Origin of the sequence: Saccharibacillus sacchari DSM 19268 (genome assembly GCF_000585395.1) — a bacterium.
GTDB lineage: Bacteria > Bacillota > Bacilli > Paenibacillales > Paenibacillaceae > Saccharibacillus > Saccharibacillus sacchari.
Map to the genome: position 1 here is coordinate 355,768 of NZ_KK073875.1, position 24,753 is coordinate 380,520.

At 51.9% G+C, this 24,753-nt stretch carries 22 protein-coding genes; 8 read left to right on the plus strand and 14 right to left on the minus strand.

The features are described 5' to 3' along the window. Window positions 1-70 precede the first annotated feature (70 nt). Window positions 71-1,441: an MATE family efflux transporter gene (locus SACSAC_RS01640; RefSeq protein WP_037282792.1), complete on the plus strand. Its 1,371-nt coding sequence runs from the start codon at window positions 71-73 to the stop codon at window positions 1,439-1,441. Window positions 1,442-1,560: 119 nt separating this feature from the next. Here SACSAC_RS01640 and SACSAC_RS01645 read toward each other — a convergent pair whose 3' ends face one another. The 3 genes from SACSAC_RS01645 to SACSAC_RS01655 form a co-directional block, all read right to left on the minus strand. After that, entirely contained in the window at window positions 1,561-2,418 is an 858-nt protein-coding gene (locus tag SACSAC_RS01645; RefSeq protein ID WP_037282793.1) for a DUF72 domain-containing protein, read from the minus strand. A gap of 134 nt (window positions 2,419-2,552) precedes the next feature. Then, a complete protein-coding gene (pfkA, locus tag SACSAC_RS01650) occupies window positions 2,553-3,524 on the minus strand; it encodes a 6-phosphofructokinase (protein ID WP_037282795.1) in 972 nt (323 codons plus the stop codon). Window positions 3,525-3,539: 15 nt separating this feature from the next. Next, window positions 3,540-4,622 carry a tetraprenyl-beta-curcumene synthase family protein gene (locus SACSAC_RS01655; RefSeq protein WP_037282798.1) on the minus strand — a complete coding sequence of 361 codons (1,083 nt, stop codon included), beginning with the start codon at window positions 4,620-4,622 and terminating at the stop codon, window positions 3,540-3,542. A 336-nt stretch (window positions 4,623-4,958) separates the two neighbouring features. Here SACSAC_RS01655 and SACSAC_RS01660 point away from each other — a divergent pair, with 336 nt between their 5' ends. Further along, a complete protein-coding gene (locus tag SACSAC_RS01660) occupies window positions 4,959-6,275 on the plus strand; it encodes a multi antimicrobial extrusion protein MatE (protein WP_037282800.1) in 1,317 nt (438 codons plus the stop codon). A 152-nt stretch (window positions 6,276-6,427) separates the two neighbouring features. On the opposite strand, the gene SACSAC_RS01665 is transcribed toward SACSAC_RS01660, so the two are convergent. Next, window positions 6,428-6,625 (minus strand): cold shock domain-containing protein, encoded by a 198-nt coding sequence (locus SACSAC_RS01665; protein ID WP_018975236.1) that lies wholly within the window; start codon window positions 6,623-6,625, stop codon window positions 6,428-6,430. A 182-nt stretch (window positions 6,626-6,807) separates the two neighbouring features. Between SACSAC_RS01665 and SACSAC_RS01670 the strand changes: the two genes are divergently transcribed. The 6 genes from SACSAC_RS01670 to SACSAC_RS01695 all read left to right on the plus strand — a co-directional run bounded on the left by SACSAC_RS01670 (window position 6,808) and on the right by SACSAC_RS01695 (window position 12,117). Beyond that, window positions 6,808-7,041, plus strand: a complete 234-nt coding sequence (locus SACSAC_RS01670; protein WP_037282804.1) for a hypothetical protein — start codon at window positions 6,808-6,810, stop codon at window positions 7,039-7,041. Between the two features lie 6 nt (window positions 7,042-7,047). Continuing rightward, window positions 7,048-7,227: a hypothetical protein gene (locus SACSAC_RS01675; protein WP_037282807.1), complete on the plus strand. Its 180-nt coding sequence runs from the start codon at window positions 7,048-7,050 to the stop codon at window positions 7,225-7,227. A gap of 163 nt (window positions 7,228-7,390) precedes the next feature. Next, a complete protein-coding gene (gene pepF / locus SACSAC_RS01680) occupies window positions 7,391-9,193 on the plus strand; it encodes an oligoendopeptidase F (protein ID WP_037282809.1) in 1,803 nt (600 codons plus the stop codon). An 82-nt stretch (window positions 9,194-9,275) separates the two neighbouring features. Continuing rightward, window positions 9,276-9,689, plus strand: coding sequence for a LapA family protein (locus SACSAC_RS01685; RefSeq protein WP_084777867.1), 414 nt, complete (start codon window positions 9,276-9,278; stop codon window positions 9,687-9,689). Between the two features lie 507 nt (window positions 9,690-10,196). Beyond that, window positions 10,197-11,234 carry a M42 family metallopeptidase gene (locus SACSAC_RS01690; RefSeq protein WP_037282812.1) on the plus strand — a complete coding sequence of 346 codons (1,038 nt, stop codon included), beginning with the start codon at window positions 10,197-10,199 and terminating at the stop codon, window positions 11,232-11,234. After that, window positions 11,221-12,117 (plus strand): hypothetical protein, encoded by an 897-nt coding sequence (locus SACSAC_RS01695; protein WP_211251327.1) that lies wholly within the window; start codon window positions 11,221-11,223, stop codon window positions 12,115-12,117. Before SACSAC_RS01690 ends, SACSAC_RS01695 begins: the two co-directional genes overlap by 14 nt. Window positions 12,118-12,222: 105 nt before the next feature. On the opposite strand, the gene SACSAC_RS01700 is transcribed toward SACSAC_RS01695, so the two are convergent. The 10 genes from SACSAC_RS01700 to SACSAC_RS28335 form a co-directional block, all read right to left on the minus strand. Next, a complete protein-coding gene (locus SACSAC_RS01700; protein WP_037282815.1) occupies window positions 12,223-13,704 on the minus strand; it encodes a glycoside hydrolase family 1 protein in 1,482 nt (493 codons plus the stop codon). Between the two features lie 12 nt (window positions 13,705-13,716). Next, on the minus strand, window positions 13,717-15,636 hold the full coding sequence (locus SACSAC_RS01705; RefSeq protein ID WP_037282818.1) for a beta-glucoside-specific PTS transporter subunit IIABC: 1,920 nt from the start codon (window positions 15,634-15,636) through the stop codon (window positions 13,717-13,719). A 123-nt stretch (window positions 15,637-15,759) separates the two neighbouring features. Beyond that, on the minus strand, window positions 15,760-16,614 hold the full coding sequence (locus SACSAC_RS01710; protein ID WP_037282821.1) for a PRD domain-containing protein: 855 nt from the start codon (window positions 16,612-16,614) through the stop codon (window positions 15,760-15,762). 145 nt (window positions 16,615-16,759) lie between these two features. Further along, window positions 16,760-17,302: a hypothetical protein gene (locus SACSAC_RS01715; protein ID WP_037282824.1), complete on the minus strand. Its 543-nt coding sequence runs from the start codon at window positions 17,300-17,302 to the stop codon at window positions 16,760-16,762. Continuing rightward, entirely contained in the window at window positions 17,299-17,967 is a 669-nt protein-coding gene (locus tag SACSAC_RS01720) for an ATP-binding protein (protein ID WP_037282827.1), read from the minus strand. The genes SACSAC_RS01715 and SACSAC_RS01720 overlap by 4 nt, the downstream gene beginning before the upstream one ends. A gap of 125 nt (window positions 17,968-18,092) precedes the next feature. Beyond that, on the minus strand, window positions 18,093-21,167 hold the full coding sequence (locus tag SACSAC_RS26680) for an S-layer homology domain-containing protein (protein ID WP_169833744.1): 3,075 nt from the start codon (window positions 21,165-21,167) through the stop codon (window positions 18,093-18,095). Between the two features lie 867 nt (window positions 21,168-22,034). Further along, complete coding sequence (locus SACSAC_RS01735; protein ID WP_156950925.1) at window positions 22,035-22,379, minus strand: hypothetical protein; 345 nt, start codon at window positions 22,377-22,379, stop codon at window positions 22,035-22,037. 219 nt (window positions 22,380-22,598) lie between these two features. Then, complete coding sequence (locus SACSAC_RS01740; RefSeq protein ID WP_037282831.1) at window positions 22,599-23,162, minus strand: hypothetical protein; 564 nt, start codon at window positions 23,160-23,162, stop codon at window positions 22,599-22,601. Between the two features lie 138 nt (window positions 23,163-23,300). Continuing rightward, complete coding sequence (locus SACSAC_RS01745; RefSeq protein WP_037282832.1) at window positions 23,301-23,810, minus strand: tetratricopeptide repeat protein; 510 nt, start codon at window positions 23,808-23,810, stop codon at window positions 23,301-23,303. Between the two features lie 27 nt (window positions 23,811-23,837). Then, entirely contained in the window at window positions 23,838-24,749 is a 912-nt protein-coding gene (locus SACSAC_RS28335) for an HNH endonuclease (protein ID WP_037282834.1), read from the minus strand. Window positions 24,750-24,753: the final 4 nt, after the last annotated feature.

Here is a 24,753-nt window from a genome sequence, read left to right on the forward strand (position 1 = left end):
GCCACGGCCGGGTTTTTGCCTGCGTCCGTTTCGGGCGCCATTATCGTTATCTGAAAGGATCTGCCAACCGATGCATGCCGCTTCAAGCTTCAAGCAAAAATTCGCACAGTTTCTCGTCGTCTTTCTTCCGATTTTCATCACGCAAATCGCGCTGTCCGCCATGGCCTTTTTCGATACCAGCATGACGGGACACGTCAGCCCGGCCGCCCAAGCGGGAGTCTCGATCGGGGTCAGCCTATGGATTCCGATCCAGACGGGCCTAAACGGCGTGTTGAACGGAATCATGCCGATCGTCTCGCAGCTTATGGGCGGGGGGCGGGAGCGCGATATCCGTTTCAATCTGTTCCAGGGATTGATCTTGTCGCTTCTGTTCTCCGCAGCGGTGCTTCTGATTGGCGGCCTGCTGCTTAAGCCTGCGCTCGGATTCATGAATGCCGAGGCCGAAGTCGCGGATACGGCGTATAAGTTCCTGCTATGCCTGGCGTTCGGCGTCGTGCCGTTATTCGGTTATACCGTTCTTCGAGGCTGTATCGACGCAATGGGCCAGACGCGCGTCTCCATGGCGATTACGCTCTGTTCGCTTCCGGTGCAACTTGTGCTCAATTACCTGCTGATCTTCGGTAATTTCGGCTTTCCGAAGCTGGGAGGCGTCGGCGCAGGCGTTGCGACCGCCGTTACTTATTGGGTCATTTTTCTGATCGCGCTTATCGTGATGCACCGCTTCGAACCATTTGCCAGCCATGGCTTTTTCCGCAAACGTCATCGCATCTCTTGGGCCAAGCAAGGGGAATTGCTGAAGCTCGGCATTCCGATCGGCTTCGCGACCTTTTTCGAGACGTCCATCTTCGCGGCGGTGACGCTGCTCATGAATCGTTTCGGAACCAACGCTGTCGCTGCGCACTCCGCCGCAATCAACTTCGCTTCGACGCTGTATATGATTCCGCTGGCGATCTGCATGGCGCTCACCATTCTTGTGGGCTACGAAGCGGGAGCAGGACGGCGCAAGGACGCCCGTCAGTATGCCTTTATCGGAATCGGTTCCGCCGTACTGATGGCTCTGGTCACCGCGGTTGTTCTGCTGCTGTTTGCCGACAAAGTCGCGTTGATCTATTCGACCGATCCTGCCGTCACCGCATTGATCGTGCAATTTTTGGCTTATGCGATCTTTTTCCAGTTATCCGACGCTTTGGCAACGCCGATCCAGGGCGCGCTGCGCGGATACAAAGACGTGACTCCTGCTTTTTTCATCACGCTTATCGCTTACTGGGGTATCGGACTTCCGCTCGGATTCGTGTTGGCCGCGTACACCTCGTTCGGTCCGTTCGGCTACTGGATCGGATTGATCGCGGGTCTGGCTGTCGGGGCTGTTCTGTTACTGCTGCGCTTGTTCAAGGTTCAAAGGATGCACGGCAGCTCCCCTGCATCGTCCACGCTTTCTTAAACGGTTAAGTTTTACTGGATATGGACTTCGGTCCGCTTTAATCATATGCCGCTCCTTCATGCAAAAAGGCAGCTCCCGCGTCGTCACGTTCGACGCTCGGAGCTGCCTTTTTTTCGAAATCAAAATAAATCCAACTGCTCCGGCTCGTCCTCGCCAAGAAGCTTCGGCACATTCTGCCCCAGAATCGCCATCAGTTCGCGCGCATTTTCTGCCGCATCGCCTCCGGAGTTGTTGTTAAAAATGATCACGACTTCCTTCGATTGCTGTTCCAGTCTGCGCAGCCGCTCTGCCCATTCTTCCAGCTCCTGCGTATTATAGCGATACAGGTAGCGAACTTCGCGCCAGTTGGGCTGATTGGACGACTGCCAACCGGATACGTTGCGACCGTGCATGCGCACGATCGTCAGTTGATCATCCGTTGCTTCTTCCACGATGGGGACCGAACCGACGCCTGCTTGCGGTTCGTCGCATACGCTGTGAATCCAACGTTCTTCGCGCATGAATTTGAGCGTCCGTTCGCGCATCGCCGGTTGGAACCAGCTCTGATGGCGAAACTCCAGCGCGCAAGGCACATCTTCCATCCGCTCGCGCACCTCGCGCAGCTTGGCTACATTTTCCCGCGTGCAATCAAACCAAGGCGGGAATTGGAACAATGCCGCCTTCAGTTTGTTCGCATGCTGCATCGTGCTGATCGACAATTTGAACGCTTCGAACATCTCGGTCTCGCTGTCGAACGGGATTTTCCCGCGCGAATGTCCGGTCATTCCTTGATAAGCTTTGACGACGAAACGAAAGTCTTTCGGCGTCTCTTGCACCCATTTTTCCATATTGCGCTTCGATTGCACGGCATAAAACATACTGTCCACCTCGACGGTTCCGAACATTTTCCCGTACGTGACCAATTTCTGCTTCGCCGCTTCCTTCGTCGCATAGATATAATCGTGATCGCCCCAACCGGTCAACCCGATCGTGATCATATGCCGCACCTCCTTCATGCCGAATGGCTTGCCTCGTTGTCACTTACCCGTTCTGTGAAAAAAAAGAAACCTTCGCCATCCAAAACGGCAGAACGGCTGCCGCTTCGGAGCAAAGGTTTCGTTGGACGAACCGATTACTGCGACAAGCGCAGAGCCAGCTCGTACATCTCGTGATCGAACGTAGGACGCGTGTTGACGACCTTGTCGATATCCGTCAGCGTCAGCTCTCCTTTGACGATGCCGCAAGCTTTGTCGCTTTCGCCGCGGATCAGCGAGCGTACCGCGAAGTCGCCCAGACGGCTTGCCAGGTTACGGTCGAACGGAGTCGGCGTGCCGCCGCGTTGGATATGGCCCAGCACGGTTACGCGCGCATCGATTTGCTTGGAGCGCTGCGACAATTCGGTCGCGATGTCATCGCCTTTGCCTGCGCCTTCCGCAACAACGATGATACTGTGACGTTTGCCCATCGCGAAGTTATGCGTCATGCGCTGCGCGACTTCATCCAGATCATAAGGGACTTCAGGAACGAGAATCGTTTCCGCGCCCGAAGCCAGACCCGCATGCAGCGCGATATCGCCGCAATGGCGACCCATGACTTCAACGACGGAAGCGCGTTCGTGCGACGACATCGTATCGCGCAGCTTGTTGATTGCGTCGACAACCACGCCTACGGCCGTATCGAAACCGATGGTGTAGTCCGTGAAGGAGATATCGTTGTCGATCGTGCCCGGAAGACCCATCGTATTGATGCCGAGCTTGCTCAGCTTGTTCGCGCCTTGATATGAACCGTCGCCGCCGATGACGACCAGGCCGTCAATTCCGTAGTTGCGCAGGATTTCCGCGCCTTTGCGTTGGCCTTCTTCGGTATAGAACTCTTTCGAACGGGCGGATTGAAGCACGGTTCCGCCGCGTTGAATGATATCGCCGACGCTGCGAAGATCCATCGAGAAAATATCGTTGTTAAGCAGGCCCTGATAGCCGCGTTGAATACCGAAAATCTCGATTCCGTGATAAAGTCCGCTGCGCACGACGGCGCGAAGGGCGGCGTTCATTCCCTGGGAGTCTCCTCCGCTGGTCAATACTGCGATTTTTTTTACTGCTGACATATTACTTCCCCCTTGTTAATGCTGCTTATGTTTGCGGATCCATACACTGTTGACGAAAAAGAACAGGCGAGTCAGCGGGCTTTTCTTCATCAAGCGTTTAGACACGGTTCGCACATCTTTTTGTTGGCTTACTTTCGGGTCGGACAGATACAAAGCAATCAGTCCTTCAATCACCATGCGGTGGAAAGCGGCATGCGGAAGCCCGGCCACGTCGCGGCGCGCCCCGCCCACGATAAACTCGACGCGCTGTAGCATGTCTTCCCCGCTATCATAGTAATTGCAGAAATTCAGGTCCCCTCCGACGCGGTCCTCTTCCTGATCGATCAAATAATCGAGCATGATATGGAGCCCGCAGACGTAAGGAAAATACGACTCGTAGACCGATTTTGCCGCTTTTTCATCGAAATCGTCACGGCTCGCTCCGGCAAAAAGCATGAACATGCCGAGCGTCGAACCGGTGGCAGCGGCGAATTCGTTCCAATGCAAATCAGGTGCCAGATCGGCATGTTCGGCTCTCCAGGTCGTTAGCGACGGCTCCCTCAGCTCGGGGGCGATATGCTTGTAGACTTGAAGATCGCCGTACAAACCGACCAAACGGCGCACATAAGGCTGGGCATGGGCATAACCGGGCAGCTGCCGGATATTTTCCTGACAGGTGGTCACGAGGACATTCAAATACCCTCCGTCCTCCTGTTCGTCACGGAAGCGATAGTAATTTTCCGGCTGTACGGACGGATCGACCGCGTCCAGCATGGACTTATGTAAAAGACGAAAATCTTCCGGGTCCAGCGACGTGCTTCGATCGCACAAATTGTCCAGATAGTCGCTGATGGTCTGAAGGGCTACGATCAGCGGAATCAGTACGTCTTTTTTGTCCGAGTTGATTGCTGCATAGACCGAGCCGCCCTGACAATGAAATTCCTTGTCCGCGATGCTCGCCAGCGCTTGGGTTCGAAGTTCGGGATCGGGAATGGTCGCCGCGCGATCTCTCCAGCCCCCGAGTGCGTCCTTCACGCCCGGTAAAGCGAACTTGTACACCCATCGCATCAAACTGATGGGTTCTTCGGGAACGGTGTAAGCGGTTCTGAGTGGGTTCAAAACGTACCTCCAAATACCAGTCTTAAGTCTGTGGCGCATGCGTTTGCCTGTCGGACAGGCGTAATTGCTTGTTTCGCACGCTCCCGTACCCAAATTCACTTTCCATTATAATATGAGGGTGTAATTTGTACAAATAACCTTCGTCATATTCTCGGCTTTTTTCAGCGTTTTTTCTGCAAAAAGCCATCGCTTCCGCCAATCCTCCCGCGCCGCTCGCCGGATGTGCCGAAAAACGTTCATTTTCGAGAAACTTTCCGTTCGCGCGCTGCAAACGATTTCAGTCGTGCTATACTGGAGAATGATCTATTCGCTCGATTCTCGAGAAAGGGGTTCATCATGTCCGACGTTCCGTTATCCTGGAAGCGCCTGCTCCTGTTTTTCGTTCCGCTGGGCTTGTCCGCTTCGCTCGTTACCTTGTCCCATGTCATTATCAACCGTACGCTGGCCTCCGCCGCCTCGCCGGAGACGGTCATCGCCAGCTACGCGCTCGCCAGCAGCCTGTTGGCCGTTACCGAACGGCCGTCCACGTTGCTGCGGCAGACCTGCTCCGCGCTGGTGCGCGACAAGATTTCGTTTAAAGCGCTCACGTTCGTCACGTACGTATTCCTCGTCTGCGTGCTGCTGATTGGGGGCATCATCGTCTACACTCCCGTGGGGCGCGGCATTTTCGGCGCTTTATTCGGCGTTGATCAAGCGCTGCTGCCGAGCGTGATCGCGGTATACGGCGTATTGATGTTCGTTAGCGTGTTTTCCGTCATTCGCAACATCTACCAAGGGATTATCATCACCAACAACCGTACCAAATGGCTGACCATCGGCATGATGATCCGCTTGGCCGGCATGTATCTGCTTTCCCTGTACTTCGTGAACGTTCAGGGCGTGACCAGCGGGATCGTCGGCGCCATTATCTTCCTGGCCGGCATGGTGATCGAAGCGAGCGTAAGTTTCCTTGAAGGACGCAACATCGCCCGCCGCTTACCTGTCAAAAAGCCGGACCATCACATCGAGACGCGCGGCGACGTGTTCCGTTTTTACAAGCCGCTGCTGTATTCGTCGCTCGTCGCGATGTTTATCGGCCCTGCGCTGAACATCATGCTGGGCAAAACGGACGGCGTTGCGCTGGCGATTTCGTCTTTTGCCGTCGCCGCGAGTCTGATGCAGCTCATGTTGAGTTTCTTCATTTATATCCATCAGATCGTACTTAATTATTATAAGGTCGATCCGGTGCTTGTCCGCAAGTTTGCGCTCGCGATCGGCTTCATCCCTGCTGCTCTCGTTGCGATCATCGCCTATACGCCGCTCGGCTATTGGGTATTCGGGCATGTGATGAACGTGGAGGGGCAGCTGCTTCAGGAGAGTCTGTACACGCTGCGGGCGTTCATCCTGTATCCGCTCGTCATGCCTTGGCTGGATTACGGCAACGGGCTAATCCTGCTCGGCGGGCAAACGAAAGTCATGTTCCGCTCCCAACTGGCTAACGCGATCTGCACCATCGGCTTCCTGTTCCTGCTGGTCGCGATCTTCCCGAATTGGAACGGTATGGTTGGCGCCATTGCGCAATCTTTGGGACTGCTGGCCGAAGCGGTGATTATCTTCCTCGTCGTTCGCCGTATGGGCAGAGAGCCGAAGTTGGACCGGACTGCCGCGCCGTAATCCGCATATCCGCGTCCCCTGCTGCGCCTCCGATGTTCGGATTGGCGTTGCGGGGACTTTTTTTATTAAAAAGGATGCAAAAAGGCACAGTTCCCGTGAAGGATCTGTGCCTGTGGTTTGCTATGTCATCAAATAAGGCAAGAAATAAATTCTTACAGTTTGATTACGTTAGCTGCTTGTGGTCCGCGGTTTCCGTCAGTGATTTCGAATTCTACTTCTTGACCTTCGTCAAGAGTTTTGAATCCGTCGCCTTGGATTGCCGAGAAGTGTACGAATACGTCTTCGCCGCCTTCTACGGAAAGGAAACCATAACCTTTTTCTGCGTTAAACCATTTAACTGTACCTTTCAAATGAACAACCTCCTAAAAATATCACCATCTATGGTGAATATCGTTATTATACTGCAAGAAAAAACCTTTGGCAATTGGAAAGTTAAAACGTGCAAAGGCTTTCTTCTATAGGCGTTGCTTTTGGTTATGCGGGTAGGGTATGATTTTAGATAAGAAACGATGTGAAACGAGGAATGGCTTACATGATTAAAAAGCACAGTATTTACAAGACGGATAATTGGAACATGATGACGGTGGAAGTTCACGGGCGTAACCTTGTGCTGCGCGAAATTTCCGACCAATGGGGCGAGGAAACGCACCACTTCATGAGTCGTCCGGAGATGATGCATTGGGCCGAGAACCGTTTTGCCAAAGACAAATTCGAGGGCACCGACGAAGAATGGCAAAGCATCATGGACGCCCTTAAGGGCGTGTAACCTTCTATGAATACGACCAATATCGCCGCCCTGCTGATCTTGACTCTTCTGCTCGGCGCTGTCGTCGTGTTTTACAAGGACTCGATTCCTCCCAAATTGAAACGGGGTCTTGCGATCTCCGCCGCCGTTATGCTGCTCCTTTCGTTCATCCTGACGGTCTATACGCTTTTCAGCATGGGCTCTTAAGACGTGCGTTCGCCCGCATCGTTCCTGCCGAGCAGCTTGACCAACCTTGCTTTTAACTTGGTCAAGCTGCCCGTCGGGTCAACGATGCGGGATTTTGAATACGCGTCATCATGCCAATTCTTCCTATACGATCATCGCACAATTCCTGAGGAGGTCTTTATCTATGAGCACAACGCCTAAATCCCTGCCGAAACGAAGCGAAGTCCCTGCCGAGCACCAATGGAAGCTGGCCGATCTGTTCGCGGATCAAGCTGCCTGGGGCGCTACATACGAAGAAACCAAAGCCCAATTGAAAACGTTCGAAGATTTCCGCGGCAAGTTGAACAACGAAGCCTCGATCGGCGAATGCTTCAAGTTCGAAGACGAAGTCTCCCTGAAGCTGGAGCAGCTCTACGTCTATACGCATCTGTACCATGACCAAGATACGGCTAACCCGACCTACCAGGCTCTTACGCAAAAAGGCCGCAAGCTGCTGGTCGACGCCGGCGAAGCAATGTCGTTTATCACGCCGGAGATCTTGTCGCTCGACGACGCGCAGCTCGACAAGCTGATCGAAGCCGAGTCGCTGAAAGATTACCGGTTCACTTTGCAGGAAATGAAGCGCGAAAAAGCCCATGTGCTGTCGCAAGCCGAAGAAGCGCTGCTCGCTCAAGTCGGCAACTTGTCGCAAGCGCCGCAGAACATTTTCGGCATGCTCAACAACGCGGACTTGAAGTTCCCGAACATCAAAGACGAGAACGGCAACGAAGTGGAATTGACGCACGGCAGCTACATTCAATTCCTGGAAAGCTCGAACGTCGACGTGCGCCGCCAGGCTTTCCAAGCGATCTACGGCACGTACGCCAAGCTCAAAAACACGATCGGCGCGTCGCTGACGGCCAATGTGAACAAAAACATTTTCTACTCCCGCGCGCGCAAGTATCCGTCCGTGCTGGAAATGAAGCTGTACGGCGACAACGTTCCGGTATCCGTGTATGACAACCTCGTCGACGCGATCCATGAAAGCCTGCCGATCCTGCACCGTTACATGAGACTTCGCAAAAAGCTGATGGGCGTGGACGAGCTGCATATGTACGACCTGTTCGCTCCGCTGGTGGACGAGTTCAAGATGGACATCACGTACGACGAAGCGAAACAAACCGTGATCGACGGCCTGCAGCCGCTCGGCGCCGATTATCTCCAAGTGCTCGAAGACAGCTTCAAAGACGGCTGGATCGACATTTACGAGAACGAAGGCAAACGTACGGGCGCGTACAGCTCGGGCGCTTACGGCGTTCACCCTTACGTGCTGCTCAACCACAAAGACAATCTGAACAGCATGTTCACGCTGGCGCACGAAATGGGTCACGCGCTGCATTCCTACTATTCGGACACGACGCAGAAATACCGCGACGCGCAGTACACGATCTTCCTGGCCGAAGTGGCCTCGACGACCAACGAAGCGCTGCTGATGGATTACCTGCTGAAAAAGTCGACCGATCCGAAAGAAAAAATGTACCTGCTGACCTACTATGCGGACCAGTTCCGTACGACGGTGTTCCGTCAAACGATGTTCGCGGAGTTCGAAAAGATCATCCACGCGCGCACCGAAGCCGGAGAATCGCTCACGCCGCAAGATCTGTCGAGCATCTACTATGACCTGAACGTGCAGTATCACGGGCCGGATATGGTCGTGGATCAGGATATCGAGATGGAATGGGCACGTATCCCCCACTTCTACAACAGCTTCTACGTATACAAATACGCGACGGGCTTCTCGGCCGCGACCAGCTTCTCGAAGCAGATCCTGGAAGAAGGAGCGCCTGCTGTCGAACGTTACCTCAGCTTCCTGAAAAGCGGCGGCAGCGACTACTCGATCAACATCTTGAAAAAAGCCGGCGTGGACATGTCTTCGCCTGAACCTGTTCGCGAAGCGATGAGCGTATTCGAAGCTTTGATCGAACAAATGGAACAGCTCTCCGAATAAGGGCAAAGCTTCCTGCGTCAAAACCGCCATGAGCGGCTAATGATGCTCAGAAGCAACAAAGCGAAAGGGGTTGTCCTTATTTATGAAAGCTCAATGGTCTTTGATTCTTATGCTGGTGTTCGCGGTCATCATCGCGATCTTCGCGGTCATTAACGTCAATCCCGTCGAAGTTAACTTTATCTTCGGTTACGCGGACGTGCCGCTCGTTCTGCTCATTCTCGGCAGCGCATTGTTCGGCGGTCTGGCGGTCGGCATGTTCGGCGTGTATCGGTTGTTCAAAACACAGCGCGAAGTCAAAAGACTCCGCGCGGAAAACGAGAAGTTGCGTACGCAGCCTGCTGCTCCTGCCGCTTCCGTGTCTGCTTCTACACCGCCGCCGGCTTACGACGAACCTACCGTCTCTGCCGACCCGACGCCGCTTGAGCCGATCTCGGATGATCTGGATTCCCGGCCGGAGTCGCGCGGGTTCCGTTCGGATAAGCTGAAAAAGTTGTAAAGGTAAAAGTTTCGCTTGCACCGTTCGATCCGCGATCACGGGAAGAATGAACCGTGATCGCATCCCGAATGAGTTCATACGAAAACCGCCGCTGTCATAGCGTGCGGTTTTTTTTCGGGTCGCGAAGCAGCGGAGGTTTTGTCGGAGCTTGCGATCGATTACAATAGAAAGTGGAGTGCAGCATAGGGTATAAGGATTAGCGGAACATGTACTCGAATTGAAACAAGTTACTGAAGGTTACCGCCTGATTGTTGACCTTTTGCACGCATTTTACGGCTCAATATGCGTTTTTTTCAAAAATGCTGACGAAAGGTCAACAAAGTTGCGATCATTTCCGCTTTTTGATCCTTTTTGAGTAAAAATGTTGACCACACATCAGCAATCGATGAGAAAAGAGCAGATCATGCCTTTTTTGTTGACTTTTTGCACACATTTTCTGACTCGCATGATCTATGCAGAGTTTGATTTGACTTACTTGATTTCTACCTTACTGGAGGCTGACCGATTATGACCGTAAACATTGACGAAAAATACGTGGTTTCCTTTTTAAAAAAATTGCTGGATACGCCAAGTCCCACGGGCTATACGCATCACATTATCGATATGATCCGCGAAGAAGCGGAATCGCTCGGTTTCCCGGTGACGTTTAACGAAAAAGGCGGCGCGATTATCAGTATGGAAGGCGAAAACGATTCCTATACCGTAGGTCTGAGCGGTCACGTGGATACGCTGGGCGCGATGGTCCGTTCGATCACGCCGCACGGCACGCTGAAAATCACGTCGCTCGGCGGGTTCGCGATGTCCAGCATCGAGAACGAATACTGTATCATCCATACCCGCAGCGGTAAAACGTACACGGGCACGATCCTCACGCAGCACCCTTCCGTTCACGTCTATGCGGATGCACGGGACTTCAAACGCTCGGAAGAACATATGGAAGTCCGGATCGACGAGTTGGTCTCTTCCCGCGAAGACGTGGAAGGCTTGGGCATTCGCACGGGCGACTACATCTCGTTCGACGCTCGCGCGGTGGTGACGGATAGCGGGTATATCAAATCTCGCCACTTGGACGACAAAGCCAGCGTGGCTGCATTGTTCGGCCTTCTGGAGTCGGCGAAGCGCGAAGGCTGGAAGCCGAAGCAAAACGTGAAGCTGCTCATCTCCAACTACGAAGAAGTCGGTCACGGCGCGGCTTATATTCCGTCTGACATCGCAGAGCTGATCGCGGTGGATATGGGCTGCATGGGCGAGGATTTGACATGTAAAGAGACGGATGTCTCGATCTGCGCGAAAGATTCCTCGGGTCCGTACGATTACCATATGACCGGGAAGCTGATCGAATTGTGCGAAGCGCAAGGGATTGAGCATGCAGTAGACATCTATCCGTTCTACGGCTCGGATGCTTCGGCGGCGCTGCGCGGCGGAAGCAATATCCGGGCGGCGTTGATCGGACCGGGCGTGCACGCCTCGCACTCGATGGAGCGGACGCATACGCGGGCGGTCATTGGGACGGCTCGGCTGCTCTGTGCTTATGTTCAAGGATAAGAAGGGAAAAAGCGAAAAGGTCTCGGAAGAAGCTTCGACGGTTGTCGAAGCTTTTTCCGGTTCGGAGACTGTTAGGCGTGCGGGTAAGTCGAGCCGACGGAAGGCGCACAAGCGGTGGGTTATCGGCGCAGCCGCTCTTTTGGCTTGTTCGATTGCACTCGCCGCGTGGCTGCTTGTTCCGTCCAAGCTTGCGGAGGTGTTCGACGGACTGCCTCATCGCTATACGTATGCGGAAGCGGAAACCGCAGGGCTGCCCAAGTTATATATGATGGCCGTCGCACCGGAAGATGTCGAGCTGCGGGCGGACAAGCTTCCTCTGCGGCAGATTCCGGCTTACGGGATCAACGGCGGGTTCTTTTACGAAGATACGCTGCTGTCGATTGCGGTCATGGATGATACCCCGGTTAACGGAAAGCGCGGCGATTACGGTTCGGGATGGTTCAATGCTAAATATGCCCGGGGCACGCTGGTGTGGGACGGAGCGGAGAAGAAGTTTTCGGTACAGGTGGTTTCGTCCGCCGACGAGCTTCGGATGAGCGATCGCGGAAACTATTTTGCTCAAGGCGGCGTGAGTTTGAACCTTGCGGACGACGCAGGCTGGGAAAAGCAGAGCGTGCGCGAGCATCTGCCTTTTGCCGAAGATCGGCGAATGCGTTCGGGACTTGTGTATAATGACGCCGGGCAGCTGTGGTTGATCGTGGCGCCGGAGCCGATCACGGCTGCGGAGTTCCGTTCGGCGCTGCTCGCGGGCGTTCCGGGCGAAGGACGCGAAGGCATTTTCCTGGACGGGGACGGTTCGTCGCAGATGAATGCGGACGAAGCGCTGCTGACCGGGGATGGCCGGATGGTGGTGCAGATGATTGGCGTGTCGGCGGAAAAGTAAAGACTTGAGTCTGAAAACGTAAAGAACCTTCACGGCCATTGCTGGTCGATGAAGGTTCTTTTGCAATATTCGTTTTAAAAGGTGATAAGCCAAGCCATTTCCGGTTTATAGATCTTCTCCGTTCGTTGCGATCACGCGTTTATACCAGTCGAACGAATCTTTCTTCGAGCGGTTTAGCGTGCCGTTTCCTTCGTCGTCTTGATCCACGTAAACGAATCCGTATCTTTTGGACATTTCCGAGGTCGACATGGAGATCAGATCGATCGGTCCCCAAGCGGTATACCCCATCAAGTCCACGCCGTCCAGCACCGCTTCTTTCATTTGCTCGATATGCTTTTTCAAATAGTCGATCCGGTACGTATCGTGAATCGAGCCGTCTTCTTCGACCTTATCGTAAGCGCCCAGGCCGTTTTCCACGACGAATAGCGGTTTACGGTATCGGTTGTACATATCGCGCAAAGTAATGCGAAGTCCTTTCGGATCGATCTGCCAGCCCCAATCAGAGGTATCCAGATATTGATTTTTGACGGCATACGTGACGAGATTGCCGGACACGGCTTCGTAGTTCTCGGGATTTTTCGCGACCGATTTGCTCATGTAATAACTCAGCGATACATAATCGACCGGATACTGCTTCAGTATTTCGTCGTCCCCGATCTCTTTTTGGATCTCGATATCATTCTCGGCAAAGTAACGGTTCATATAAGACGGATATTCGCCGTGAACATGAACGTCCGTATGGAAAAGATTCAAATCGTTATAGTGCTGCGCCAAAAATACGTCGTCCGGATTATTGGTCACCGGATACGTTTGCGTTCTGGCCAACATGCAGCCGACTTGGGCAGAAGGGTCGATCTCGTGCGCCAACTTCGTCACCAGCGCGCTTGCCACGAACTGATGATGCAGAGCTTGATACGCGATCTGTTCCTTCGTGCGGCCCGGAATCCGATCGATCAGAACGCCGCCGCCCGTATAAGGGCTATGTCCCATCATATTGATCTCGTTGAAGGTGATCCAGTATTTGACCTGATGCCGATAGCGATTGAAGACCGTTTCCGCGTATTTGACGAAAAGCGGAATCAATTCGCGGCTGTACCAACCGTTATGTTTGCGACTCAACGCAAGCGGCGTCTCGTAATGCGACAAGGTCACGATCGGTTCGATCCCGTGCTTGTTCAAAGCCGCGAAGACGCGGTCGTAAAATTCCAAGCCTTCGAGATTCGGAACCGCATCGTCGCCGTTCGGGAAAATTCGCGCCCAGTTGATCGATAAGCGGAACGCTTTGAATCCCATCTCCGCAAACAGTTCGATGTCTTCTTCGTAGCGGTTGTAAAAATCAACGCCGTCACGCTTCGGATAACGATCTTCCACCTCGCCTTTCAACGCCCGCTCGATATAATCCGAGTTGACGTCGATCGCGAAATTCAAGCCTCTTTGCGCTTTCGGCACGAAAGGCACCATATCCGCGGTCGTCAATCCTTTGCCGCCTGCGTCGTATCCGCCTTCGACCTGATTGGCCGCAGTCGCGCCGCCCCATAAAAAGTCGGCAGGAAACCCGTTCATTTTTTTCGATAAGTTGTTTGTCATCTTAATCGCTCCTTATTTCATAATCGTCAATGCGCGTTCGCCTTCGAAAATGGCTCCCGTCTCATTGATCGTCAAAACGTTCAAATAATCGCTCGTATTGGTCACGATCATCATCGTTACCGTTTCCAGTCCCGCTTCGCGAATCGCCGCACGGTCGAATTCGATCAAAGGCTGACCGATTTCGATCCTGTCGCCAGGCTTGACCAGACTCGTAAAATGCTTGCCTTTCAGCGAAACGGTCTCGATTCCGATATGGATCAGCAGTTCTTCCCCGCCGTCGCCTTTGATGCCGATCGCATGTCCGGATTTCGGCAGAATGCTGACTTCCCCGTTGACCGGCGACACGATGCGGTCTTCTTCCGGTTCGATCGCGATGCCTTTACCCATAGCCTCTTCCGAGAAGGTAGGATCGGATACGGTTCGCAGGTCGACGATTTGCCCGTTCAGCGGCGAATGGATATTGATTGGCGATTTGGAGTCGGCGTTCGACGAAGCGACGGACGGTGATTTCGTTTCCGTTTTGACGGCCGGTTCACCGGCTTTCGCTTCCTTTCCTTCGACCGGAATATCTTTGAATCCGAAGACCATGACCAGAATGAACGCGCCCAGCAAAGATCCGGCGAACAACACCGAGACCATGATCAGGTTGAATGAATCACCGGAAGGATCGGCAAAGGTCGGCAGGACGAGAAGACCGGGCAATCCTCCCAAAACGAATTTTTTGATGCCCAACCAGGCCATAAGCGAACCCATCGCGCCCGAGGCAATCATCGCCAGATACAACGGTCTTTTCAATTTCATGTTGACGCCGTACATCGCAGGCTCGGTGATGCCCAGCAGGGCGGAAAACCCTGTCGAAGCGCCCAACTGCTTGAAATGAGGATTGCGGCTTCGCACCGCGACGGCAAGTGCCGCCCCGGCCTGCGCGACATTGCTCATCAGCATCATCGGACTGACGATCGGATCGAAGCCGTAGCTGGAAAAGTTCTGAAAAGCGATCGGAACGAGCGCGTAATGCATCCCTGTCATGATCAACAGCGGCATAAATCCGGCGATCAGCAGACCGGCCAGCGGTCCGGCTACGTCGAACAGCCAGACGAGTCCGCCCGCTACCGCGTTGCCTGCGTAAGTGCCCAGCGGACCGATCAGCCACAGCATGACCGGAGCCACGATCAGCAGCGACAACAGCGGCGTGAACATCATCGTGATCACCTGCGGCATCCATGATTTGACGAAATTGCTGACGTACTTCAGCAAAATAACGCCGAGAATGATCGGAATGACGGATGATGAATAGCTGATTACGGGAATCGAAATCACGCCGAACAGCGCAAAGTTCGTAACTTCCCCGCCGGAATTGACCGCGTTGACCATCGTCGGATACAGCAGCGGCGTTGCCAGCGCGAGCGCGACATATTCATTCGTTTTGACTTTGCGGGCTGCCGTAACAGCCAAGAAGAACGGCAGGAAGTAGAACAGCCCGTCTCCGATCATGTTCAGAACCTGGTAAGTCTCGCTTTGATTGCTCAGCCAGCCGAACGTGACGAACATGGCGACGAAGCCTTTAAGCAGACCCGCACCGGCCAAAGCCGGAATCAGCGGAGTGAATACGCCGGAAATAAAGTCGAAAACGGACGAGATCGGGCCTTTTTTATCCGCGTTCTCCGATGGTTGTCCTTCGCCGGCTCCGACCAGCGGTTCGACCTCGGCGAAGACGTCCGCGACCTGATTGCCGATAATGACTTGAAATTGATCGCCGGAGAATTGCGCGCCCATAACGCCTTTCAGTTGTTTGATTTCCTCCAACTGCACCTTTTCCTTCTCGCTTACCAGAAAGCGCAAACGCGTCACGCAATGCCAAGCCTGCTCGACGTTCGGCTTGCCTCCGATTTTTTCGACCACCTGCCGGGCCAGTTCCTGATGTTCTTTCATCAGTCGTTCACTCTCCGATCCTGTATGTATTTTTCAAAAAAAATACCCAAACAAAGTCGAGCGTTCGCTCTCCTTCGCTTGGGTAATGCCCGAATCTTCGATTCGGTAACAATCCGCAACGGACTATTCGGTTTCGGGCTGATTGGTCAGGCGCCAAATATGAAGAGCCAGATACAGCATTTCATTCGGCGATAACGTCCACCCGTATTTTTGTTCCAACAAACGGCCAATCTTCTCGACGGCTTGATAGGAACGGGGATACTTGCTTTTCACTACTTCGACGATCGTGAGATCGACTTCCTGGTCTTCGATAGGATTTTGCTTGAATTGACGGATGAAAAAATGGCGTAAATGAGTAATGAACCGGGTATAGCTCAACGACTCTTCATCCAAGCTGATTTGAAAATGATACTGGATGACTTCGATGATTCGATTAATCACTTCGGTCATTTTCAGCGTCTCTTCGATTCGCGTCTTTTTGTTCTGCTGCCCGTTCACGAAATGATACGTAAAGAAGGTTTCTTCGCTTTTCGGCAGCAAGACGTCGAGACGGTCGAACACGAGACGAATCGCTGCTTGAGCCGCAAGATACTCTTGCGGATACAGATTTTTGACTTCCCAGCGATTGGCTCCCACATAATCGACTTCCTCGATGGCGCGCTTAATGGCAAAGTTCAAATGATCGGCGACCGTCAAGTAAATATTGTTCTCGAATGTCGTGCCGAGCGACGCTTCCGCGTTTTTGACCACTTCCACCGCCACATCGAGAACCTCGGGCTCCATATGATCCAGTACCTGAACCAAAGGCCTTTTGGCTGTCGAATCCTCTGCCGCAAACTTCCGGCGGATGCTCGCTTCGTCGATGGGATCGCCTTTTTTCTTTTGATACCCTACTCCGGTCCCCATTACGATCCATTCAAGCCCAGAGTGATCGTTAACTAAAGCCACGTTGTTATTAAAGGCTTTAATATACTTCACTGTGCTGACCCCATCTCTAGAAAACACAAAAATCCATCTTAAAAATACAATGAAGTATTTTTAACATGGTAATGCCTGATCGAATCAGTAACAACCCATTTAGTTTATGCTTTATAATTTATCATCAAATGAAAGCGGAGTCAAACTAAATTTTGAAAGTAAACACAAACCGATCATCCGCCTGCCACCTATGCTCCGCATCGCAGCGGTAACCGCGCAACCACAGCGTTCCGTCGATCTTGCGCAGGTAAAACCCCTTCGGAATTTCGTCGTCTTCGCTCAGCGGCTCCGAAGCGATCGTGATCGATCCGGCAGGTGCTTGATTCGAACCAGGCTTGCCGGCCGAACCTTCGTCATGTTGATCCTTATATTGCAGCCTTAGATGAACAGCCAATTCGAGCGGAGCTAACGCCAATCCAAGCTTCGACGCTTGACGAAATACTTGCGGCAGCGTCGCCCCTTCACGGAACCCGAGATCGGCAACGGACGCTTCGACGGCAAGCAGCGTGCGACGAATATCCGAAGTCGTAAAACGAGAATCGGCAAAAAGCTGCTCCGCATAGGCGTTCAACGATATGCGCTGCTCGTTCAGCCGCTGCATTAGTTCATTTTTAGATACTCCGCCAATCTGTACGTGCCAACGAGCCGTCGGAACTTTTGGATGCTCTTTGCTTTCTTTTTCATTCATGATTCCGCCTCCTCTTTTTCGCGAAACTTCGCAGCCGGGTTGGTTCTCAACCAATTCACGATCTCGTCGAACAGTTCAAGCGAATACCGGTGATCGTTGTGCATGCCAGACAGCTTGTTTTCGATGATCCGTACATTTTCTTCGACGCGGTCCGAACGAACAAAAGTCACCAGTCCGGGCATAAAAGTGTTCAGCGCTTCGAAATACCTTTTCTGCGGCTCGATAAACGTCAGGTTCATCTCGAAGCCTCTTCTCATTCGCGTGGCATCGCCGGCTTTGCGCGTTCTTAACTGCTCTTCGTCCGTATGTAAAATGAAATACCAATCGGGAAAGCCCAGCTGGCGCTGCTCAATCAACGGGCGGTAAAAGTCGGTGACGAAGTCCAGCGATTGGCCTTCGAACAAGGTGAAACCGAACGACCAGTTGTACCAAAACGGCTGGAACAGATCGATGTCGATCACGGCAAGACCCTCTTGTTCCTTCTCTGTCGCGATGTTCCATCGGTCCGCCTGCCGCTCGAAAAACCATTCCGAATATTCACGCTGCGGCTTTTCCCACAACATGGCGACTTCAGGGATATGGAAACCTCCGGTTTGAACGGCCAGCGCGGCGGAAGTGGTCGTTTTACCTGCGGCGCTGGCGCCTTCGATGCTGATGATGGTCATAAAATTTCTCCCTCCGTAAAAATGCACCCTTGAATGAACACGGGTTCCCCTAACAGGGTCCTTAATGTTCATTCTAAAGGGTGCAAGGCGATATTCCTAAATTTTCTTCAAATCGGATAGCTGATTCAGATCAAATCGGAGCGCTGAAGCAGACGCTGCACGATAGCGGCCGTCTCGGCACGTGTCAGCCAGCCTTTCGGTACAAGCAGGTCTGTTTTGCGTCCTTCAATAATACCGGCGCTCACGCTTGCCGCCGCTCCTTCTCTCGCCCAGTCGGCAAGTTGATCATTGTCGCGGAAAGCGGAAAGATTCGTCGAAACTGATGTCCCTTCGCTTAAGCCGGTCAAACTCATTGCCCGAGTCAGCATTTGCATCGCTTGTTCGCGAGTCAGCATTTCGTCAGGACGGAACGTTCCGTTCGCAAAGCCGTCGACCAATCCGTATTCGACCGCAGTATTGATATCTTGATAAAATGGATTGTTCGAATTCACGTCGCTGAACGTTGAACCGCTTCCTCTCGATTCGAGCCCCAATCCGCTGACCAACGCCGATGCGAATTCCGCACGCGTGGCATTTCTGTTCGGCATGAACATCTGTGCGCTCGCGCCTTCCATTACCCAACGCGAAGCCATATCCTTAACGATATCTTCCGACCAATGGCCCGAAGTGTCTTGGAAAGAAACCGGATTCGAGACCAATACATAGGTACTGTTGCTCCGGCTGTTAACGATTGCTTGCAGGACGCCGTCAATTCGTCTGACTTTGGTCGGCACCGAATGCAGACTACCGTTCGAATTGAACACGATCGCGGTCGTCACGAGATTCGAAGCTACGCTCTGAGGAAGAGTTATCGTTCGCTCGACGTAACGGTCGAAATCGGTAACCGGCCGTACGTTTCCGTCATAAACGGCTTGAATTTCAAAATCCATGGGCGGAGCAACGATATCGAAGCCCTGGGAGGATGCCGTTTGCTGAACCTGCTCCGTCGTATCTGCATTCGAGACGGCGATGCGAACCCGAACCGCAACATCTTGCAGCGGAGTACCGCTGCCAAAGGCGGAAGCCAGTTCATTCACATTGATTTCTTCCGCCGGAATCGTATACGAAGCTCTAGGCGTTTGTATGCGAAGAGTCGCGTCGGATTGTTCCAGATTGTTGATCATGCGACCGCTGATTTCGCCGACAACCGCATCTGATTGATCCGTGACCGGAATTGTCAACACCGCGCCGTTTCCGGCCTCGTTCAATCTTTGCTGCAGCGTTTCTTCATTGACACGAATCGTGGTTACGCTTTGGCCGTTTTCTTGTGTCGTCGTTGCGGTTCCCACATTCTGCGGCACTCCGTTCACCAGGACGTCAACGCCCGAAGCGGGAGTCGGCGCAGGTGCAGGAGTCGTTGGCGCAGGAGTCACGACAGGATCAGGCACGGCCGGAGTCGGATTGCTCGGCGGGTTCGGATTTCCCTGAACCGGCGTAACCGTTACTCTTGCGACCCGGCTTGTGGCAGCCTTTGATTCGATAATTTGGTTTACGGATATCGAATCGCTAAGTCTTCTTGGTTCTTCATTCGTTACGACCACATAATAGTAAGCGGTTCCGACGGAAGAAGTCGGCACCGAATAGCTTGGACTGTTCGCTCCTTCGATCGGAACGGCATTCGTCGTGCTTTGAGTCGTGTTTCGGTACCACTGATAACGGAGCATCGGTTCTTCAAAAGATATTGCCGATGCCGTTGCCGTTACAGTCAATGTCACCGGCGTCCCTACCGTAACCGTCCGATCCTGAGGTTGGGTCGTGATAATCGGAGATCCCGGGCCATGCGGCAGATCGTTCACCGTTACGACTGCGGTACGACTCGTCGAAGTTGCTGTCTTATTGCCTGTTCGACTATCGTCGGTATTCGTGACCACGACATAATAAGATCGGGTTCCGGCTTGCTTAAACGCCGTAGTCGTGTAAGTAGCATTGTTGGCTCCTAGGATCTCTTGGCCGTTTTGATTATCGCTTTCTACTACTTGATACCACTGGTAACTTAAAACGCCTTCACCGGGCACGGATGCCTCGACGGACAATGTAGCGCTTTGTCCGATATAAACCATTTCATCCTGCGGCTCCGAAGTAATCGTAGGCGCTTGGGCGTTCGTGCGTTCATTGACGAATACATTTGCCGTTTGACTTCTGACTGTAGCTGTTTTATTGCCGGTTTTGCTATCGTCGGTATTTGTTACTACCACATAATAGCTTTGGACTCCAAGATTATCTGTCGGAGCCGTATACGAGGATTCCGTCGCACCCGAAATCAGCGTTCCTTCGTCCCCTGCAATGTCGCTGTCCACCCGGTACCATTGATAGCTCAATGTTCCGCCCTCCGGAGCTGTCGCGGTCACGCTAAGCGTAGCGGTCTCTTCCATGTTGACCGTCACGTCTTTGGGCTGAAGAGTGATCGTCGGTGCTTGAGCATCGGTACGTTCTTTGACAGTTACTGTAGCTTGTTGACTTCTGACTGTAGCTGTTTTGTTGCCGGTTTGACTATTGTCGGTGTTGGTTACCACAACGTAATAAGTTTGGACTCCGGCATTCTGCGTCGGTGCCGAATACGTGGATTGGGTCGCGCCCGTAATCGGAGTTCCGTCCTCTTCTCCGACAATATCGCTATCCATTCGATACCATTGATAGCTCAATGTTCCGCCCTGCGGAGCCGTCGCGCTCACGCTGAGCGAAGCGGGATCGCCCGTATTCACGTTCACGCCCTCAGGCTGCCGGGTAATCGTCGGCACTTGGGCATTTGTCGCCTCGCGAACGGTTACCGTAGCGACTTGGCTTGTGGTCGAAGCCGTTATCGGATTTCCGGATTGTTCGGTTGTATTCGTTACGATCACATAATAATAATAAGGTCCGGAAGCATTTGTAGGTACGGTATAGGTATTGCTATTAGCATTTTGAATTGCGATCCCGCCAGTCGTTGTACTGGTATCGTTTCTATACCATTGATAGCTCAATGTTCCGCTGGACGGTGGATTGGCGGTTACGCTAAGTACCGTTGGACTTTTGAAATCCACTGTCTGACTTACAGGCTGAGAAGAAATTACCGGAGCTTCAGCAGTCGGAGCATCGGATATGTCGGACAATGTAATATTGTCGAAGTTCAAAGATTCCGGAGGATCGCCAGCATACTCCCATTCAATATCGATGGAAGACACTTTTTCAAATTCATAAGGTGAACCATTCTGAAGAATGCTTGAAAGCTTTACTGTTTTATCAGAAGGAATAACTAAAACGTTATTGTTCTCTAAAACAGCAATATCATCATTGTTCGAATCCTTCAAAGTCACTTTAAGCCGTTGAAGTTGCCCGTTACTACCGTATATAGTATTCGTACTGAGTCCAAGATCGTTAAAAGTAAACGACTGGTTGATTGTTCCTCCTTCAGCTAAAAGAGTCAGATTCCCAACAAAGTCGGGTCTCGTCATATAATTAAGACGAAGCGAATCTTGTTGAAAAGTATCAGGAGATTCACTGGATGTCACGACTCCGTTCGTCACCTTGAATTTGTCGCCAACCCGCTGAAATCCCTGACCTGCGGAATCGGCGGCTCCCAGGCCGCTAAAATTGTAAGTACCGTCTATGATGCCCTCTTGGGCATAAGCAGCAAAAGGCAAAAAGTTCGAGAAAAAGAGAACGGCGGCCATAAACAGAACCGGGACTCCCCGAGTGCGCTTTCGTTTAAAGCTTGCTTTCATCTTTCATCCTCCCATGGATTATGATCTGCATCCTATGAACCAGATCATAACTTCAGATTGCTAGCATCCGGCAGTTTGAATAGTTGAAGACAACCGACAGTCCGTCACATCGACTTTTACGACTTACACGTTGAATTGATCCCTATCTTTATTTGCCTTTTCGCTCCTTTCTTCTCTCTTTACACTTTATATTTAATCCAAAATATTTCATTTAAACATCCTTATGTAAAAAGAAACAAAAAAACAAGAATATCAATATACGATTCCTTGTTTCATTAGCGCTATCCTTTTGGGTCTTTTTTAATCGGGGAGCCTAGCTTGTTGGCGTTATTCCCCGGCCGAATCATCGCCGATGCGTTCGATCTGCTCCAGTACGTAACCTTGTTGAACCGAACCTTGGTAATTTACGAAGTATTCCCGATTCGGTTCGATCAGATTCCAAACCATCTCGTTTTCGACTTCGATGCGAACCGGTCCAATCGTATCGGTATTGACATTGGAGCCGATAATCCAGTTTTTCGCAGAGTCGTCCGATCGGCCTTTTTCCGTAACGCGGATCGAGGTGGCGACGGCTTCGAACGGTTCGTTATCTTTGTCTTTGGAGGTACAGCCGCCGATACAGAGTGCCGCGGCAAGCACAAGAAGCGGTTTTGAACAGATCGATTTCATCACGGATCGCCTCCTTACCCATTCTTGCGAATATACAGAACAGTTCCGGCAAAACGGTGCTTGTCTTCGCATGCGAATCGTTTATCCGAATATCAATATTCCTTCTGAAATAGGACGGCTCGGTGCGACAAATCGATTGCTCGAAAATACGGTTGAATCCAATTGTTTTTCCTTTACAGCTACAAGTCCCGGGAAAGAGCCTTTTTCGAATGGCATGAAGGATTACCCGCCTACTTCGCTTGTCATTCCTGGTTCGTACGAGACGTTCAGCATTGCCTTTTCTTGTTTGGCGACGAATTGTTCCATAAACGTTTCTACTTCTTTTTCGGTTTCGAGTTTTTGCCGATCGAATGCGTTGAACACGAAATTGACCTTTTGCTCGGAGATCTGTATGCCTAGATGCGTCATTTCGATGCCTGCTTCTTCGATGTCCTGCTGCTTGGATTGGATTTTCTCGAACACTTTGTTCAGATCGGCTCGCGAATACGTCACTTCAATGAATTCGACTTGATCCGGAAGATTTTGTCGAAGTTCATGTTTAAGCTTGCGGGTACGATCATTGTCTTGTTTGATTCCGACTATGATCTTGCCCGATTGCGAATCCGTGTAAAAGGTTCCGTCTTGGGAAAAAGGCACATCGCGATACACCTGCTTGACGATACGGCTGTAGGCCTGAATGTCTGCGGGATCGATACCGATTTTCGGACGATCGGAAGAAACGCCGCAAGCGGTCGTCATGGTCAGGATCATCGCTAACAGGCATATCCGGATTCGGCTTAGGTTCATCGTTATCCTCCTTGGAATGAAGCGGTTGGACGATCAAAGATGGTTTGATTATCTAACGCAAAAGAAACGATGAAAGTTGCCCAATAAAAAAACGCCGATAACCGACTCGACGTTTGCATAAGATTTGAAAGCTGATGGTCATTCGCCGACTTCATCCAAATGGGACGCATAGTAGGCAAGCGGTCTGCTGAAATACTGAAGCTTTTCGTCCGAGGTTGTTTCCAGCAAATTCGTCAGCAAAAGCTCGGTCGATTCTTGGTGTTTCCCCGTATTGTAAAGGGCGAGTGCCAAAAACGCTTGAAGCCCTCGATGATGCGGAAACTCTTTCACGCCTCGGCGCAGCGTCTTCTCCGCCTCCTCGTAAAAGCCCAAATAACGGTACGTGCTGCCCAAGCCGAGCAACGCTCTTTCCAGATCCGCTCCGGCCAGCCCTTGATCGATCGCTTGCACGTAAAAAGGAATCGCGTCGCGTCCCATGCCGGAGTTGTCGTGAGCGACGGCGGTCTGGTAGTTGATCTCGGCGTCCTGCGGATAAGCGGCTGCCAAATCCAACAGCATGGCCCGCACTTCGGCAAGCATTGCCTGATCCTGCTTGGCCCGTCCTTCTTCGCGAAGTTGTATAGCTTTATCTAAAAGTTCTCTATTCATGGGTGTGCCTTTCTTGTTCGGAGTGTTTTAAGCAATGATTTTGGCGCCTTTCGTTCGATTGCACTTCCAGCATAGCGTTTGCAGGTTGCTTTCGGTCGTTTCTCCGCCTTTGGACAAAGGGATCATATGATCGATCTCCAGCAATAAGTGCTTCGTGTCATAAGCCGAGATGCCGCAGCTCTGACAAGTATAATGATCGCGTATCTTGATTTTTTCCCGCAAAGCCGAAGTCATTAACGCTCTTTGGCCCGCAGCACTTTTTTTGAATTTGACCAGCGTACTCAAGTAATTTACAAACCGATTCAAATTATCGATGTCCAATGTAATGTCGCATTTAGACGAACTGTTGCCGCCGGCGGAAACATATTGGAACGTATAGACCGGAAAATATAAGGTGCTAAAGTCGATCTGTTCAAAACCAAGCTTTCTTTTTAGCTTTTCTTTGTTGAATCTGTAGATCATGGCCGGAATCGAGCTTTTAATATTTTCAACAATGGAATCATGTTCTTGTTTTAACAGCACTTTGCCTTGTTCGGCAGCATCAAAATCGTTAAGCACGGCTTCGAAACTCGAAAGGGATGCTTCTGTCACTTTGATATCAAAATACTTGCACAAATACTTAAACGGCTGATCGTTCGCGTTTTTACATACGGTTGCCGAGCAATTATGTACGTATCGATTCTTGATGTTTTTGTTCCACTCGGTTCGTTTGAAGTTGTAGTTGCTGTTGTCTTGAAGTGTGCTTTTGCCGTAATCGTAAGAGTTGATGTCGACATAGGCGTTCTTGAGTTCTTGGATGTGATGATTGAGGTCGTTGCAGTTCGCGGTGTAGGCTTCCACGCTTCGTTTGAGGGTGTTGAACTTTTCGCTTTTGAAGTAGACCGTGACGTAGATTTGATAAGCGACGAAAGTAGCCAGTATGACTAGTAGAAATTCCATTGTT